This window comes from Pseudomonas sp. KH_046_1, assembly GCF_057839025.1.
Genome location: NZ_CM174481.1, coordinates 3328698 through 3346078 on the forward strand (window position 1 = coordinate 3328698; position 17381 = coordinate 3346078).

10 protein-coding genes and 2 pseudogenes are annotated in these 17381 nt (G+C 55.8%); 8 read left to right on the forward strand and 4 right to left on the reverse strand.

Features of this window, described 5'->3' with window-relative positions; genetic code table 11:
- Window positions 1-597: 597 nt before the first annotated feature.
- Window positions 598-5877, forward strand: a complete 5280-nt coding sequence (locus AC3IT9_RS15380; protein ID WP_489270268.1) for a DUF5801 repeats-in-toxin domain-containing protein — start codon at window positions 598-600, stop codon at window positions 5875-5877.
- A gap of 292 nt (window positions 5878-6169) precedes the next feature.
- On the opposite strand, the pseudogene AC3IT9_RS15385 reads toward AC3IT9_RS15380, so the two are convergent.
- Window positions 6170-6790: pseudogene (locus tag AC3IT9_RS15385) on the reverse strand (tyrosine-type recombinase/integrase); the annotation flags it as partial.
- A gap of 519 nt (window positions 6791-7309) precedes the next feature.
- Between AC3IT9_RS15385 and AC3IT9_RS15390 the strand changes: the two are divergent.
- Window positions 7310-8077 (forward strand): sterol desaturase family protein, encoded by a 768-nt coding sequence (locus tag AC3IT9_RS15390; protein ID WP_489270269.1) that lies wholly within the window; start codon window positions 7310-7312, stop codon window positions 8075-8077.
- A 30-nt stretch (window positions 8078-8107) separates the two neighbouring features.
- On the opposite strand, the pseudogene AC3IT9_RS15395 reads toward AC3IT9_RS15390, so the two are convergent.
- Window positions 8108-8315, reverse strand: a pseudogene (locus tag AC3IT9_RS15395) (Arm DNA-binding domain-containing protein); the annotation flags it as partial.
- Window positions 8316-9801: 1486 nt separating this feature from the next.
- Between AC3IT9_RS15395 and AC3IT9_RS15400 the strand changes: the two are divergent.
- The 6 genes from AC3IT9_RS15400 (at window position 9802) to AC3IT9_RS15425 (ending at window position 15371) form a co-directional block, all read left to right on the forward strand.
- Complete coding sequence (locus AC3IT9_RS15400) at window positions 9802-10359, forward strand: hypothetical protein (protein WP_489270270.1); 558 nt, start codon at window positions 9802-9804, stop codon at window positions 10357-10359.
- On the forward strand, window positions 10356-10697 hold the full coding sequence (locus tag AC3IT9_RS15405) for a hypothetical protein (RefSeq protein ID WP_489270271.1): 342 nt from the start codon (window positions 10356-10358) through the stop codon (window positions 10695-10697). Before AC3IT9_RS15400 ends, AC3IT9_RS15405 begins: the two co-directional genes overlap by 4 nt.
- Window positions 10660-11379, forward strand: a complete 720-nt coding sequence (locus tag AC3IT9_RS15410) for a hypothetical protein (protein ID WP_489270272.1) — start codon at window positions 10660-10662, stop codon at window positions 11377-11379. Before AC3IT9_RS15405 ends, AC3IT9_RS15410 begins: the two co-directional genes overlap by 38 nt.
- A gap of 61 nt (window positions 11380-11440) precedes the next feature.
- Window positions 11441-11722, forward strand: coding sequence for a ParE family toxin-like protein (locus tag AC3IT9_RS15415; protein WP_489270273.1), 282 nt, complete (start codon window positions 11441-11443; stop codon window positions 11720-11722).
- 27 nt (window positions 11723-11749) lie between these two features.
- Window positions 11750-12253 (forward strand): glycine-rich domain-containing protein, encoded by a 504-nt coding sequence (locus tag AC3IT9_RS15420; RefSeq protein WP_489270274.1) that lies wholly within the window; start codon window positions 11750-11752, stop codon window positions 12251-12253.
- Window positions 12254-12980: 727 nt separating this feature from the next.
- On the forward strand, window positions 12981-15371 hold the full coding sequence (locus tag AC3IT9_RS15425) for an AAA family ATPase (RefSeq protein WP_489270275.1): 2391 nt from the start codon (window positions 12981-12983) through the stop codon (window positions 15369-15371).
- 199 nt (window positions 15372-15570) lie between these two features.
- Here AC3IT9_RS15425 and AC3IT9_RS15430 read toward each other — a convergent pair whose 3' ends face one another.
- Both AC3IT9_RS15430 and AC3IT9_RS15435 read right to left on the reverse strand, forming a co-directional pair.
- The gene (locus tag AC3IT9_RS15430; RefSeq protein ID WP_489270276.1) at window positions 15571-16023 is read right to left on the reverse strand and encodes a hypothetical protein; all 453 of its coding nucleotides are present in this window, start codon (window positions 16021-16023) and stop codon (window positions 15571-15573) included.
- A 184-nt stretch (window positions 16024-16207) separates the two neighbouring features.
- On the reverse strand, window positions 16208-17206 hold the full coding sequence (locus AC3IT9_RS15435; RefSeq protein WP_489270277.1) for a hypothetical protein: 999 nt from the start codon (window positions 17204-17206) through the stop codon (window positions 16208-16210).
- Window positions 17207-17381 lie beyond the last annotated feature (175 nt).

Sequence of the window (17381 nt, forward strand, 5' to 3'; positions counted from 1 at the left end):
GACGACAGTCGCTAGCGTAAAGGCTGAAAAAAATCTAAGCAAGAAAAAGCCCAGCTCAATGGCCAGGCTTCTGAAGTCGCCTCTCATAACGCGCAAGATCGACATGATGGGGTTGATTTACGGCCAATTGGCCACCATGGTCAAGCAGCGTCTACGAAGATTTGTTCCTGATCGAATATCTCGGTCGCATGGATCACTGCGGCCTCTTCCAACTGCTCCAAGCGCTTATGGATAAGGCAGGACTATCGAAAGGATCGGCGCAAGGATCGCCAGGGATACCAGCCACCAAGCGATATTCAAACTGCGCTGTAAATCCTTGTCTGCTGGCTCCTTGAACGCCATGCCGTCCCCCCCACGTTAAAGCTGCCTCCCCGCACCGGGCGGCCTTGAGCACAGGCGCCATACCCTCATCCACACGTGGGATTTGCGGCGTCGCGTCCTCCCACATCCCGTTTGCGCATCCAGGTAGTCCGATTCTCCTGCCCCGATTGGGAGTATCGGGCCATGCCCAATCCCCCGGCCGTTCTCCATGATGGCGTTTAGCAATGCAAGGTCAACGGTCAGGCCTCGATGACCGGAACTCCTCAGGAGAACGTCATGGCTATTACGTTGAGCGGCAGCATCACAACTGATGAATCAGGCGGTTTACAGAACGCCACTGCCACACCCGACATCCCAGGCGACAACACCGATAACGACATTACCGTTGCCGCAATCAACGGCACCGACGAAACCAACGACCTCCCGTTGGCGTTCGAGTCCCGATTGTTCGCGCTGTTGGGCGCCGTTACTCCAATGCAGACTGCGCTGAGTGGCTATACCGGCGCCGCTGGCAACACCGGTACCGACCTGATCACCATCACCGGCAGCTACCTCGATCTCGCCTTCACCGATGCCGAGGGCAAAGCGCTCGGCGACCCGACCAATGCCAATGCCGGTACGGACTGGAGCGGTCTCTATACCCTCGATGGCAGGAGAATCTTCCTGTACACGGACTCCACCAACAACAACATCGTCCTGGGCCGCATAGGCGCTGAGGGGGCCACCGACGCGCCCGAGGACGACGTGGCAGATCCGAGCGGCACCATCGTTTTCTCCGCCTATCTGGAACAGACGGCAACCGGCGCCAAGGTCTGGATGACGCAGTTCGCGCCGCTCCAGAACCCGGACACCTCGAACCCCGACGACGTGGTCGACATGACGGACCACCTCTGGGCCACCGCCAGCCAGGATGCCGCCTTCGACTTCGCCGGTGTGCCGTCCGGGCAGAACAAGTTCCTGATGTTCAAAGCCGGCAGCTCTGACGTGGGGCTCGTCGTCACCGGCCTGGATCCGGACAAGATCGTCAATGGCAAGGATGCGGGTGACACCGTCAATACCAGCCAGGGCGGCGGCGCCACGACCATCGGCACCAACAACCAGGGGGTCGACCCTGGCGAAGGGATGATCTTCACCTTCGTGACCAACCCCAACCCGCTCTACACCGTGCCCGGCCTGACGCACGGCGAGGCGATCGTCGAAGATAACATCGACTTTGGCGGACTCTTCGGCGCGACGGGTGCGACCTTTGTCATTGCGCAGCAGACACCGCCCAAGGCGTCCACGGCTATGATCAGCGCCTACACCACGGATTTCGAGGAGACCAGTGGCTACTACGAGGGGCTCCTGGACGCAGACGACAACCTGGCCTACATCACCAGCGTCACGATCCGCGATGGCAACGGCAATATCATCGCCGGTCTCGACGGCGTCACCGCCAACACGACGGTTGGCAATATCACCGTGACGTTCAACCTCAGCAATGGCGGCGCCGATCGCACCGTGACGATTGCTGGCTTCCAGTCCAAGTACTCGATCGAATACACCACCAGCGAACTGCACAACCGCGTGTTGATCGAGAACATCGGAAATGCGAATGCCCAGCTCAACTCCCCCTTCGATATCGGCGGCTTTCTTTTGCCCAATATCGTCGCCGTGCCCCAGGAAATCGGCAGCGCGGTGAACTTCGAGGACGATGGCCCGACAGCCTCGGCGGCGCTCGGTGCTGGCCTGGTCCGGCACGATGAAACAGCGGGCGATGACGCTGATGCCGACGACGTACTCGACCCGCTTGCCGTGTTCGCCGCCGTTGCCACCGTCAGCAGCGACATGACCGCGGCCTACGCCCAGGGCAGCGCCTCGGTGATCGACTCCAGCGCCAGCATCGGCGGCCAGGATGGTCTGGCCAGCACCGTCTACTCACTCAATGTCGCGAGTGCCGGCGTCGACTCCGGCCTGGACACGACGGAAGGCAATAACATCCTGCTGACCAAGGAAGGCGCGCTGGTGGTCGGCCGCATCTCCGGCGGCGCCGATAACGGCGAAGCCGCCTTCGCCGTGGCGATCGACGCCAGCACCGGCGTGCTCAGCGTCGTGCAGTACCACTCGATCAAGCACCCCACCGGCGGCGCCAGCCACGATGAGTCGCTCGCTATCGACAACGCCGCGCTGCTCGCGGTCGCCACCGTCACCGACGGCGATGGCGACACCCACGCCGCCTCGGTCAGCATCGGCGCCCGTGTCGCCTTCCAGGACGATGGCCCGACAGCCTCGGCGGCGCTCGGTGCTGGCCTGGTCCGGCACGATGAAACGACGGGCAATGACGCTGATGCCGACGACCTACTCGGCCCGCTTGCCGTGTTCGCCGCCGTTGCCACTGTCAGCAGCGACATGACCGCGGCCTACGCCCAGGGCAGCGCCTCGGTGATCGACTCCAGCGCCAGCAGCGGCGGCCAGGACGGTCTGGTCAGCACTGCCTACTCGCTCAATGTCGCGAGTGCCGGCGTCGACTCCGGTCTGGACACGACGGAAGGCAATAGCATCCTGTTGACCAAGGAAGGCGCGCTGGTGGTCGGCCGCATCTCCGGCGGCGCCGATAACGGCGAAGCCGCCTTCGCCGTGGCGATCGACGCCATCACCGGCGTGCTCAGCGTCGTGCAGTACCATTCGATCAAGCACCCCACCGGCGGCGCCAGCCACGATGAGTCGCTCGCCATCGACAACGCCGCGCTGCTCGCGGTCGCCACCGTTACCGACGGCGATGGCGACACCCACGCCGCCTCGGTTGGCATCGGCGCCCGTGTCGCCTTCCAGGACGATGGCCCGACAGCCTCGGCGGCGCTCGGTGCTGGCCTGGTCCGGCACGATGAAACGACGGGCAATGACGCTGATGCCGACGACCTACTCGGCCCGCTTGCCGTGTTCGCCGCCGTTGCCACTGTCAGCAGCGACATGACCGCGGCCTACGCCCAGGGCAGCGCCTCGGTGATCGACTCCAGCGCCAGCAGCGGTGGCCAGGATGGCCTGGCCAGCACTGCCTACTCGCTCAATGTCGCCAGTGCCGGCGTCGACTCCGGCCTGGACACGACGGAAGGCAATAGCATCCTGTTGACCAAGGAAGGCGCGCTGGTGGTCGGCCGCATTTCCGGCGGCGCCGATGACGGCGAAGCCGCCTTCGCCGTGGCGATCAACGCCATCACCGGCGTGCTCAGCATCGTGCAGTACCACTCGATCAAGCACCCCACCGGCGGCGCCAGCCACGATGAGTCGCTCGCCATCGACAACGCCGCGCTGCTCGCAGTAGTCACCGTCACCGACGGCGATGGCGACACCCATGCCGCCTCGGTCGGCATCGGCGCCCGTGTCGCCTTCCAGGACGATGGGCCGACAGCAAACGGCACGCCCGTGACAGCGACGGTGGACGAGGACGGCTTGCCCGGCGGGATCGCAGGCGGGACCAACGATGTTAGTGGGGAGGTCGCGTTCGCCTCAGGCAGCATCGACTCGATCTTCCAGTCCGGCGTCGACAATCCGCTGACCTATGGCCTGTCCACGGACACCAGCAATCTGCTGCAGACGCTGACCTCCAAGGGCGGGGCGGTGAAATATGACGTGACCGGCAACACGCTGACGGCCTACGTGGACGTCGGAGCCAGCGACGGCATTTACCAAGCCGATGACCGCGAAGTGTTCACCTTTGCGCTGACCGCGGCGACCGGCGCCTACGTTTTCACGCAGCTCGACCAACTCGACCACCCGAGCCTGAATGGGGTGGCGGGCGACAACACCGAGAACGACCTTGTCCTCCAGCTCGGCACCATCCTGCAGGCTACCGACGCAGATGGCGATACGGTGACGGCCGCAGCCGAAAAGCTGGTGATCACGGTCGATGATGACTCGCCGTTGGTAACGGCCAAGTCGAACCTGGTCTACCGGAACTCCGCCAATCCGACCCCCGGCGGCACTGGCACCTTCGCTTACGACATCGGCGCGGATGATCGACTGGGAACACTCTACAGCGCCTCGAACAGCGACTTGTCCCTGAGCATGACGGGCGTCTCGGTGGGAGCGAACGCCATTACCAACAGGTCGGTAACCTGGTTCTCTGAAACCGACGCCACGGCGGTGTTCAACATCGCCTTTACCTATGTGTCCAACAACCCGAACCAGGGCGCTACCACCAATGCGACCGGTACGCTGACGTTCGACAAGGTGGCCGACACCTACACGCTGAGCCTGACCGACGAGATCGAAAGCTTCAGCATCCTGCGGACGTCGACCGCGCAGGGCTTCACCGGTTATGCGATCGGCGGCACGACGCCGATCAACCAACAGCCGCCGGTCTCGGTGGCCAAGTTGGCAGACGATTTCTTCGTGCAGTTCAGTGGATTCGCCGAAGCGAGCGGTGGAACCGGAGCCAACAACATCAAGGCGGGTGGCGATAACGCCTTCAGCCCTGGTGAGCTGTTCTCTGCGGCGACGTCCTGGGTGAGTGTTTCCGGGACTGCGGCCGGCGTGGCCGGCGACACCATCCAGCAGGGCGAGGTGATGGACCTGGACTTCTTCACCGCCAATCCATTCGGCGACACCAACTTGGCGCCCACCGCCACGAGCAACGGGATCTTCATCAAGTTCGACGGCATCGGCAGCGAGGATCTGGTGCTGGTGTTGAAGCTGGTCGATCCTGACGGATCCAACAATCCGATCACCCGGGCGATCATTGTCGACAGCCAGGACATCATTCTGAAAACCCCCTCCACCACCAACAACAACTTCCATCCAATTGCGAATCCCGCGGCGTACGGGATCACACTGGATCAGAACGACGGCGCGGTGATCCTCGAGCGCAATGACTACAACTTCGGCACCGAGGACTACGTGATCCAGGGCTTGCAGGTACTGGTTTCCACCGAGGGCGTCACCGGCAACGGGTACAACCTAAATGGCAACGTCGGCGTCACCGGGGCAAGCACGGGTGCCACATTGGCATTCGGAAACGAAGATGGTGAAGGCAGCAAGAGCAATCCCGTGGAGGCCGGCGAAGCAGGAACATGGGACGGCGACGTGGTCAAGATCGTCGACATGGGCTTTGTGACCTCGTCGACGCCTGACGCCCGCCTGACCTTCGACGTGACGGTGACGGATTATGACGGAGATTCGACCGCTGCCCAGACCCTGGACGTGACCATCGCTGGCGGCAAGACCTTCACCGGCGGCGCGGGTATGGACACCTTCAGCTTCAAGTCCCTGGATGCCGATACCGACGCGCTGCTGTCCGCAACGACTAGCGTGATCTCCGCCGGCTTCGTCTCCGGCGTCGACAAGCTGGACTTCACGACGGCAGGTTCTGGAGCCAACTACAGCGAAGTGCTGGCACCCGTTGCCAACCTGGCCGGATTCATCTCGGCCGCCGATGGCGCGCTGAACGGCACCACCAACTACTACTTCGGCGTCATTGGAGGCGACGGCTACCTGGCACAGGACGGTGACGGTGTGGGTATCACCAACATCATCCAGTTGGTCGGTGTGACCAACATGGCAAGCACTGACATTGTCTGAATGCTGCTGCAGGTAGACGGCCTGGCTCCCCCAAAGGGGGCCAGGCCGTTTTCATTGGGCGGCTGCGTTCCTGACCGCCGACCAGTTCCACCAGCTCGCGGCGGTGCCGGTGTCAGTGGAAGGGTTCGCCAATCTCGACACCCCCCGTACACGACGGGCCTGGCAGGGCGACCTCGAAGGTTTCTGCGGGTTTATGGGCTCACCGCGGTGGAAGAGTTCTGCGCGGTTACCCGTGTTCATGTATTGGCCTGGCGCGCCCATCTGGAAATGATCGACAGCATGTCAGGCTTTATCACGTGCCCACCGCCCCTAGAGCTCTGGTCTCGTCAGCACCGACCTTATGCGCAAACTCGTAGGGCGTTATGTGCTCTGCCCGGTTGGCGTCCAGGTAGTCGGCCCACCACGTCATCATCAGTCGGCGCTCTTCCAGGTGTTCAGCCTTGTGGATATAGGCCGCGCGCACGCCGTTGCGCTCTTGGTGGCTCATTTGCCGTTCGACCGCGTCACGCGACCTTAGGCCGGACTCGACCAACGCGGAACAGGCCATAGTGCGGAAACCGTGCCCGCAAACCTCTATCTTGGTGTCGTACCCCATACGACGCAGTGACTTGTTTACGGGGTTCTCCGACATTGGCCGCCAGTGGTAGTGATCGCCCGGCAATACCAGATCAAAACGCCCGCTAAGCCGGCGTATCTGCTCCAGTACTTCAAGCACCTGGCGTGACAACAGGACAAGGTGCGGAGTCCCCATCCTGGCTCCTCGGTGCGACCTCTTGACACCCTCGATTGGTGCCCGTTCGCCGGGAATCGCCCACATGCTCCGGGTAAAGTCGGACTCAGACCAGCGGGCAAAGCGCAGCTCACTAGAACGAATGAACACCAGTAAAGCGAGGCTTACAGCAAGACAGGTAAGGAAGAATCAACAGGCAATATACGCGCGACGCGCGATCAACCTCCAGTCGGTCGCCAATGCCGACGCCCTCCCCCGTTTTGTCGTCGCCGGGTGGCGATTGTGACCATCATTGCTCTCCCCGTTTAGGGATGGTGGTTAGGAATGTACGTTTTGAAGAGATGGAAAAATAGTTTGGCCGCAGGGGCCGATACTGCGAACGCTCAAACTTTTGACGCCGCACCTCCCGGCACTTCCTCATGCTCGCCCAAGACGGCTATTTTCCAAAAAACTATGAATTTATGGTTGAAACGGACAGGGACCGGTCGTTGAGACGAAGGCTCCAGACTTTTAACCTACCCTTCCAGTCGATGAAGCGTCGCGGCGGCTTGTGGTGGAATGGTCATGGGCTACTATCATAAAAAAATCGCCGAAGCGGATGGTTGATGTGGTGACTAAGAACAAGAAGCGGCCAGGTCGATAATACAAAAAGTATCAAACACCGCTGTTCGTAAGACACCACTTTGAGAAGAGCAGGTCAATATGGACATTAAAGCCACCTTACTCGGTACCCTCCCGCTGTTGGCCATCTTCGTGATCGCCCTTCTCATCGAGCGCATCAATCCAGCCCAGGTGCAACCACTAAAGTCGGCTGGCTTTAATCTGCTCTACACGCTGTTGTATGCCTTGGCGCAGGCCGCAATTGTTCCGTTTGTCTCCGCTGCCACCGTTGTCGCCGTCAATGCTGCAGGTGGTGGCTGGATCGATCTGCCGAGCACTGGATGGGGGCTACTATTCGGCTTTCTGCTTTATGCTTTCACGCTCGACTTCATGGAGTACCTATTCCATCGTGCGCAGCATCGCTTTCCGGTGATGTGGGCCATGCATTCGTTCCACCACAGCGATACGGCGCTAAACGCAACCACTACCAGCCGGCATCACTGGGCTGAACACGGGATTAAGATGCTGACGATCTACATGCTGGCCGGGGTGATCTTCAAAGCAAATTCCGCCATCGTCGGCCTATACGCGGCCATCAGTTTCTACAACGTGTTCTCCCACATGAATATCCGAATTGGCTTCGGCCGCATGTCGTTCGCTCTGAACTCGCCGCAATATCATCGCATTCACCACTCGGCGCTGCCTGAGCACTACGACTGCAATTTCGCAGGGCTGTTTCCGATCTTCGACGTGCTGTTCGGCACCTACCGTCAGCCGCGCGCGGGGGAGTTTCCACCCACCGGACTCGACGACAAGAAACCGCCGTCCGGCCTGATCGATGCGATCATCTGGCCCGCCCGGGCGAAGTAACACGGATCAGGTGCAGGCGAACACGACGGCGCGCGGTTCGCGGGCGTCCTTAAGGCTGATATCTGGATAGACGCCCAATGACATGCGAGGCTGCTTGCCATACTAGGAAAACCGGAAGTGCCACGACTTCGTGCCATTGGGGGCCACGAACAGCGACAGACCACTGGCATCCGTGAGGGTGAAGCTCTTGTCTGTCGGCCGGCTTGGCCTGTCGAACAGCGGTATCTGTCAGGGGTATTAGTACATCATCAAGTCAGTCGAACTGAGGAAGTGCTGAACAATGTACTAAAAATGTGCGACAGGTGGTGAAAGAGTGCGAAACTCGGCGCAATAAAAAAGCCGCTCAAGGCGGCTATTTATCAGGGTTTCGTGAAGCTTGATGAAACCCTGTGAAACTGAAGATGGTGCCGAAGCCGGGGTCGAACATACCGCCTACAGGCCGCTATTTTACTGGATTTATCTATTATCAATATCAGCATGTATACCTAAACGTATACCTAAAACGGGAAGTACCCTTATCGTCTCCGCCTCCAGCCGGTCGCCTATCGTGCTGCCCCCCCCGTTTTGCCGTCGCCGGGTGTGATCATCATTACTCTCCCCGTTTTGGGATGGAAGAGATGGAAAAATAGTTTGGGCGTGGGGGGCGCCGATACTGCGAACGCTAATACTTTTGACGCAGCACCTCCAGTATTCCCCCAAATTCGCCCAAGACAGCGATTTCCTAAAAAAACTACGAATTAATGATTGAAACGGGCAGAGAACGGTCCATGGGGTCAGCGCTCCAGACTTTTGCTCCCCCCTCCCCCTAATGACTTTATCAAGCAGTCGGCCGCTCACCCGCTTCCAGTCCGTCTGACGCTTGGAGGCGAATAGCAGCGCAGCTCGCACTGAAGTGACTGGTCAGACGGCTCGGCATATGTCTCTATCGAGGGCTGACGTCGTATGCCTACAGGAGCTCACCGTAAGTAATGTTCGATCCGGTCGTAGTGGTCCACTGCTTTTCATAGCGAAGAGTTCGATACCGGGAGGTTGTCCGCATTTTGTCCGCATTGCATGCGGACCGACTTCCGACGGTTGGCTGACTACATTCCGTTTAATGTCTTTTCAATACGCTTTTGGTTCACGGAAATCTAGAAGGCTACAGCGTCGAGACGGTCGACGACCTGATCAGTTTTCTGGGCGCGCCATGATCGAAGTTGGTTGACTAATCGAAACCACCGGAACCCTTGCTCTTCCTTGCTTGTAGGACAATAGCGGGCTACGAGCCAAGCGCCGGACAATGGACTCAGACCACAAGCGAATCGTCCGCAATCTGTCCGCACCCGATATGGACAAAAAGCGGACTAGAGAAGAGATATACAAACACTGCCTAGCGCTTTAAGCACTGCCACGCCAAAGACCAATAGTTAGATTGCTTTGATCTGACCGAAGATGTGGACCTCCAGAAGTACGGCGGGGTGGCAGACCGGTCGCCCGAGTACTAGATTATCTAGCGTGTGCATCCGCCATTGCATTGGACTTGACCAGCACGCATTGCAGATTGATGCCGATATTCACTGGTGAGCTGCCCGATGCTTTTCGGAGTAGTTCAAATTTTAGAGGATGCCACTCTGTAACCAACTCAAGGCCTGCTTCAGCCAGACTCGTCAGATGCATCAACACCTGACCAATGCCATGGTCGAGCAGACCATGGTCTGATTTCCATTTATCGACAAGGACGTTCCATGCGGGATAACCCGAAACTCTCCCCGTTCGCCCAAGTCGATACCGGCTTGACACGCTTTGTCTGTGGCCTGCTCGGCGGGCTGAAGCACTTGGCGCTCTGGATGCTGGGGCTAATCGCCGTCGCCGACTTCTTCGCCCTGATTTTCGAGTATGGCGAAGGGCTGGCCGATATGGCCCTGCATGAATGGGTCTTTATGCTACTGGTGCTGGCGCTGACCTGGCGACACTGTCATTACGCGCGGCACTTCGGTTACGGCTTCTGGCGTGGTTTGGGGCGCTGGCTGACGGCGCAGGGCGTTCTACTCGCCATAGAGCTGGCCGCCCTCGGGGTGATCGTCTGGCCAAGCCTGGAGTTTGCAGGATACGCAAAGGCGCTCGATTCGCTGGACCTTGTCAACAAAGAGGAAGAAATACTGAGTCTGGCCTTCGCACTACTGGCCCTGTACCTGGGTTCACCGACGAAACCACGTATTGCCGAACAGCCCCGACCGGTGACGGAGAACGCACGTCAGGTGCCCAGCACTTCCCCGACTCCAGACAAGGCGGTCAGCCCGTGAAAACCCACACGTCCCTGCTGACCCTAACGCTGCTGAGCCTGCCGATTCAACTCAGTCTGGCCAGCACCGATCCGGCCCGGCTTATCGAGAGCTGTACCGAGCTGGTTAATATCTACGCCAAGCACGACCAACTGCGCTTTGCCGCCGCGCAAACCACCTCGCTTTCCGAAGCCATGCGTGCCGGCTATTGCCGCGGCGTGCTTGACGAGTACCAACGCAACTACCAATGCAAAACCCGTGACTGGCGCGAGCAGGCCAATACCATCGCTAAGGGCGCACATGAACAGCCCGGTGCACAGGATGTCGACCACTTACTGGCAACAGCTTGTGGCTATTGAACAAGGGCTGACCCTGCCACAGGCGGTGGAGCGCCTGTTTGGCATCAAGCCCGCCCACCACAAGGCCCTACGCAACTCGGTGAACACCTTGGTCGAGGCGATGAAGCAGGCCGGGGTGCTCCAGCTAAACAAGGAAGATATCAGCTTCACGGAAGGCGGACGCAAGCGCTGGTCACTACCGCGCAGTGAGCTGGACGGCCTGCATAATGCCATTGTGTTGCATGGTATCTTCGGCGACCCCAAGACGGTGATCCTCCTGTTCACTCAACCGGCGCAACGCCGACAGCACGCCGATTGGGCCGCAAGCCTGCTGCTGGAACGGCAGTCGGTGGCCAGCCTGGGGCTGATCAACAAACAACTTATGGACCTGCTCGGTATGCTCAAATCGGCGGTCGACCTCAAGCTGGAGCGCTTGCCCAACCCTTTCGACAACGCGCTGCCGCAGATGGGCCTGGACGACTATGGCGGCAATCTGCTCAAGGCCATGGCCTGCCAAACAGCCGCGCTGTCGATGGGCGACAGCATGATGGTGCATTACCTCAACGGTGAACTGGAGCAGGCGCACACCCTGGCAGCAACCCTGCAAACCGAGAACACGCTGCTGCTGCAATATCGGCAGATGATCCTGACCACCTATGAGGAGGCAAGGGCCTTCGACGACCTGCTCGACGCCTGGCGATGAAAGGTCTTGGTAGTGGAATCAACAAATAAATACTGGCTCCGTCATCAAACAGGAGCCAACCATGAACACTATCGAACACATCCTCGCGAACTGCCCACACCAGGTCAGTCCATGCCATCAAGGTAAGGCCATCGAAATCGATCAGGCCCTGCAGGCCGGCACTCCCTTCACTGCTCTCGGCGGCAAGCGCGTGCGCTGCCGCAACGGACTGGTGCGTTTCAAGCTCGGCTGCGCCTGGCGCCTGCTCTACATGACCAGCGTGTACGGCTACTCGCCGCAAAGTCTGGTCAGTCGCCAGTGTTTCGAGCGTGAACTGAAGCGAAGGCGGGCTCTCAAGCCCTGATTCCCTTAATTCACTGGAGACACACTCATGACTGCAATTATTGCCCTGAAACAACCTCTGCTCGCCGCCAACGGCCTGGAAATGCAGGTCAGCCAACTGGATTTCCTGCGTCTTAAGCATAAGTACACCGCTTCGTCCGAAGCCGAAATGAGCGCAGAACAATGGGACGCGTCGGAGCTGGAATATCGCCGTTTCCTGACACTCAAGTGCCTGTATCCAACGGTCTCGTTGGTGCCGAGCAAGCAGGTCGATGCTATCTGGCATGCACACATCCTGGACACCCGTGCCTACCGCGAGAACTGCCTCCAGGTGTTCGGTCGCTTCATCGACCACTACCCGTACTTCGGCATCTACGGCCAGGACGACTACCAGGAACTGAAAAGCGCCTTCGCTCACACGGTGGCGCTGTACGAGCAACACTTCGGCGCCTACCCCGAAGGCGGCTGCGAGGCTCAGGCCATGCGCTGCAAGGACCACGCATGTCACGTCCCCACCACTTGCGCCTGCCGAGTCGAAGGTGCCTGCAAGTAAGCGGGCAATTCATAGCCAACCAAACTCTGGAGAAACTCAAGATGAGCAAGAAACCACAAAACCCCAGCCCTCCATCCCCCGCCCCACGCCCGGAAGTCCCCAATCTACCGAGCACGACCGGCAAAAAGTCAGGTGATGGCCGCGGTAACCATCCTCCGAAAAAATCGTAACGCGTTAGTCGAGTGCGGCAGTCCACCTAGCGCGGTCTGCCGCACTCGTCATTTACCCAAACTCCGGCGCCGGACTGTTTGCTATCTGATCACCTAGAGCAAGGCTCGACATTTCGATACCACTAGATGGCAGCGTTTGGCCGACTTCAGTCGGCCCTAAACGACTGATTTGGGTCGAGGCTATGTAAAAACGGTTTAGAGCAGGTTTGACAGTCAGAACCAGAACGAAAATCGCGTTCCCACGCAAATTTCAGGTCCGCTGATACACCAATCATTGGCAGATTTTACGTAGCGACGCAGACTTCAAAACAGTGTCTGCGTTTTTTACACAGCTTGGACCCAAAGCTGACGGTGGCGATAGGCAAAAATCGGTCAAAAGCGGACGTTTATCCGAACCGGATTTCGCCCGCACCGTCAAGCCAGCTTTCTTTTGTATCAGAAAATCAATTAGTTATATTAATTTCAAGCAAGCTGATTGCGGATTCATCCGGCAAATTCTAAGCTGCCAAAAGTGCCCCTCGATTGATTAATGGCCATGGCGATAGGATCGCAATATCATGATTACGAAAATAAAAAGACTAAAAAACTTCGGAATATTCAGAGACTTTAATGGTGGTTCTTTACAGGATTTTGGGAAGCTGAACTTAATTTATGGTTGGAATGGTAGCGGAAAGTCTACACTATCGACACTGTTCGAATCGCTGGAAAAGCGTCGAAACTTGCACGCAGATATCGATCAAACTTGCGAATTCTCAGTAAGCTTAGAAGATGATACTGTAATTAATGAACAGTCCGTTGCTCAGGTGAGCATTCAAGTTCGCACTTTCAATGCAGGCTTCATTAAGGAAAACATTGATTGGAATAACTCTGTAAAAAGCTTGCTTCTAGTTGCCAAAGAAAAGATAGATGAAAGGAAGCAACTGGAAAAACTAAAGTCAGAACAAGAATCTGATTTGGCTAGTATCCTGACAGCTAAAGCGGAATCGACCAAAGCCACGAACGAACTTCAGAAATTCCTGACCGATAGCGCAAAGCGTACCAAGTCTAGCCTTCAAGTTATTGGAACGGAAGACACTCACTACCTTAACTATAATCGCACAAAGCTAGAAAGCTTCATTAGCGCGCACCAGGAAGCAATACGCGACCAAAAATCGATACTTAAGAGTGAAGATTTAGTAGCGTTGGTTATAGCTGCGAAGCCAGAGGCTAGACCGCAAATTCCAAGTATCACGAACAGACTAGATGCAGCCAAGCTTCAGGATGCCAAGCTGCGGCTGGAAGGACTTCTGAAGCAAACTGCCACTAACGTCGTTCTGACGCGGCTGAAAGATAACCCTGACATACAGAGCTGGGTGCAGGCAGGTCTCGCCATTCACAACGAACACGCTTCCGAAGCCTGTGAGTTTTGCGGTTCTGTTCTTGCTCAGACACGAATCGAAGCGATTAACGCTCATTTCAGCGATGAGTACCGCTTGTTCCAAGCTCGCCTTGTTAGTGCAGAACAATGGATAAATCAACAAATAGTTGACATTGGAGAACTCGCTCAGGAAGACCTTTTATATGAGGAAATGCGTGACGATTTCGGGCAAGCTCGAAGCGAGCTTTCTCGGTACGTCTCTACTATCAACAGCGGAATAGAGTCATGGCAGCTTTTGCTGCAGCAGAAAATTTCTGACCAGTTTAAAACCGACTTCACGGTAATGGCCGTCGACGCAGAAGCCTGCAAAGGTTTCGAATCCGCCCTTGCCGAAATGAACGCCACAATTGCGCGTCATAATGCAAAGACTGGAAGTTTCACTAAAGAAACCGGCGCTGCCAAAAAGAAAATCGAACTCCACTATGCAGCTTTGGAGGTCAAAGATTTCGGATATTTTTCAAAAATCAGCAAGCGCGACACTATTGATAAACAGGTCTCGGACATACAACAAAAAACTAATGAACGTCAGCGGAAGATTCAGCAGCTTGAGGCAGCGCTCTCGAACGAAGTACTAGGTGCTGATCAGTTCAATAAACATCTTCACAACTTTCTCGGCAGATCTGACCTATGCCTTCGATTCAATCCCTCGCTATTAGGATATGAAATAATTCGCGGCGCCGAGCAACGCCATGCTAAAAATTTGAGTGAGGGCGAGAAAACTGCGATTGCCTTTATTTATTTCATCACTAAGCTGTCTGAAGGCGCAAATAGCATTGACAAGCTTACTGTAGTAGTAGATGACCCAATCTCAAGCTTCGACTCCAATCATTTATTTCATGCATATTCGTATTTGCGTCATCACTGCGCGCCAGCGCATCAACTTTTTGTGCTGACCCACAACTTCAATTTCTTTAAGCTTGTTAGGGATTGGCTGGAAGGCACTAATGCCAATCGAAGGGCGAAGGGCAAACCGTTAAACTGCTTCTTCTACGTTATTGAAGCCAGTACCCAGTGCCCTCGAATATCCGCTTTAAAAGACGCACCTAAAAGCCTTCATGATTATAGCTCGGAATATCACTACATATTTACCCGATTGCACGCCTACCGAGAAAAATCCGAAATTGATCGCGACGAGGCTTTTTTAACTGCAAATCTCGCGCGGAAGATTTTAGAGTCTTTTTTCAGTTTCAAGTATCCACTACATAAAGGCGACATGTCTGCCTTGTTTCAACAAGCCCTTGCTGAATGCAAGATCACAACGCCGCAAACTAAGGAAAAGATATATCGCTTCATTAACAAATACTCTCATAACGCTGTTATCGAGATTGGGGAAGACTCTACCGAAAATCTCATAGGAGAGAGTCATAACGTCATTTCTGATATTTTCACCTGGATGAGGGAGGTGGATGAGACGCACTATGAACAAATGGTTACCGCAACCGGAAACGTCGTTTCTCCTTTGAATATCGCGATATCCAATGCTATACAACCTGCCCTAGATACTCCGCAGCCTGTTCCCCAGAACTTTTAAAACGATGCCTGCGTTTCTTTGCATGGCCTGGATCGGAAGCGGTCATAGGCCGTATGTCCGCAATCGCCCCATCACTGCCCCTCACCAGGGGCAGATTCACTCCCTTGGCGACAGGTAAAATCGGCCAAAAGCAGACCTTCGAATGAGCCTAGGAAGCTAGGGGCAATTCAGCCATCGTAATCCACGATTCTTTTCCTACTTACTTCGCCGTGTAGGGATAGTGCTTCTTACCCTGCTCTCGCGCAGCTTTTATCAAATCAGCTGTTGACATGTTCTGGCTTTCGGCATTGTTTTGTTTCGCAAACATTACCGCGTAATGCAGCATGTAGGTCGGCATTCTGGCCTTCTCAATTTTACCTCGTTTGTATTCCGCGAGTAGCTTTGCGGCCAGGTCAGTACCTTCGTTGTCTGCGCACTCCTGGATTTTTTCTAGCGATACAGAGTCGTAGTGCCCTGATGCCGCGGGTGCAATGTTTAATTTACCCATGCAACCCAAAGCAATTAGTTCCTGTGATGCGATTAGGTCTTCATGAATGCCCTGATTGTCGTGAAGGTTCGTCACAAGTTTGGATTCCGGCTGTGCCCCTTCAGCCGCAAGCGCGGTGTTTGCAATCGCTGAAAATGCCAGCGCTATTGTAAAAATCTGTTTCATTCACTTTTTCCTGCTAAACAAAGAGTGTTTGGTCGCGGGCTAGCACATCGTCAATTACCACCTAGGGAACTGGCTCGATACGCTTGCCGCCACCGGCAGCTATGGGTCCGTTTTCTGCCTCTCATGACAGGCAAGAATCGGCCAAAAGCATCCAGTCGGATTCGTCTAGGAGATTAGATATGACTCATAACTCGGATTTATCTTGCCAAACTGCTTTATGAAGGCCTTTTCGATCTAGGATATGCATTACTGAAGGACGGTCGATTTCGAACGATGCATCAGCACTAACTTCATCAATTGCTTTATTCAAGAATACAAACATTGTTTCGGCATTATTTTTTTTTGTTGATATGGATTCGACAAATGCTCGCCTTGCAGAACTTTCGAATCGGTCCCTCATGCCGAGAACAACCAATCCTCCTGGCGGGACCTCCTCTTTCTTAGTGAATACTTCAGCTCTGCCATCTCTAATTGCGAACTGGAACCTATATTCATAAAGCTTGTACTCTCCAGACGCAGGGCATTTCATTCCGGCAACGAAGTCAGTACGCATTCGATTTATTTCGGACTGGTCTAACTTATATCTTCTTGCCGATTTTAGTGCCGCATTGATAGAGTGTTCAATCGTTGCGGCTATTACCTCTGCGGTAAGCAGTCCTTGCATGTGATCACGCAAAAACATGTCATAATCCCATTGATCGGTGGAATTATGTTCCAGAGGGTTCGGCTCGCAGCGCTGCAGTATCGTGTATGTTCCCGGCTGATTGTATCCCATGCCAACAAGGCTGATCTTCAAATTTCCCACATGCTCTATTATGAAGTTTAGAACGTGTTGTGCTGTGAGGGTATTCCCAGCAAATGCTAAGGCAAAATCAGTCTCGCTTTCGGTCTGAAAATAGCCTTGAAAAAAGCGATCTTGAAAATACGGTTTCCAAGCTTTTGCCTTTACATAATAAATTTTTCTGAATCCGCCAAGTATTGCCTTGTTGTTTTCTATGTCTGTAATTGCCGAATCTGCCGCAAAGAACAATCCATCAACAAATGTCTCCGTCGCAGATTCTGTAGCTTCAGGCATTTCTTTGTCTTCGCTCTCAGGAACCACTTCATCAGCGCCAAGTATCTCTTTCACGCTTTTGTAGTCCAAGCTCTGCGACATATTGTGGCCGGCGATGATTAAAGTCATTTTTTCCCTGAGCGGTAATGTATATTGAGGATAGTTTAGATGTGTTGTACGTGAATCGTCCTTATTTTTTGACGCTCAATGACTGCTTCTGACTTTGTTCAGCCGGCACTGACCCGCTGCTTCGGGTCGCACGCTGCCCTTCGCGACAGGCACCGATCGGCCAAAAGCAGACGGT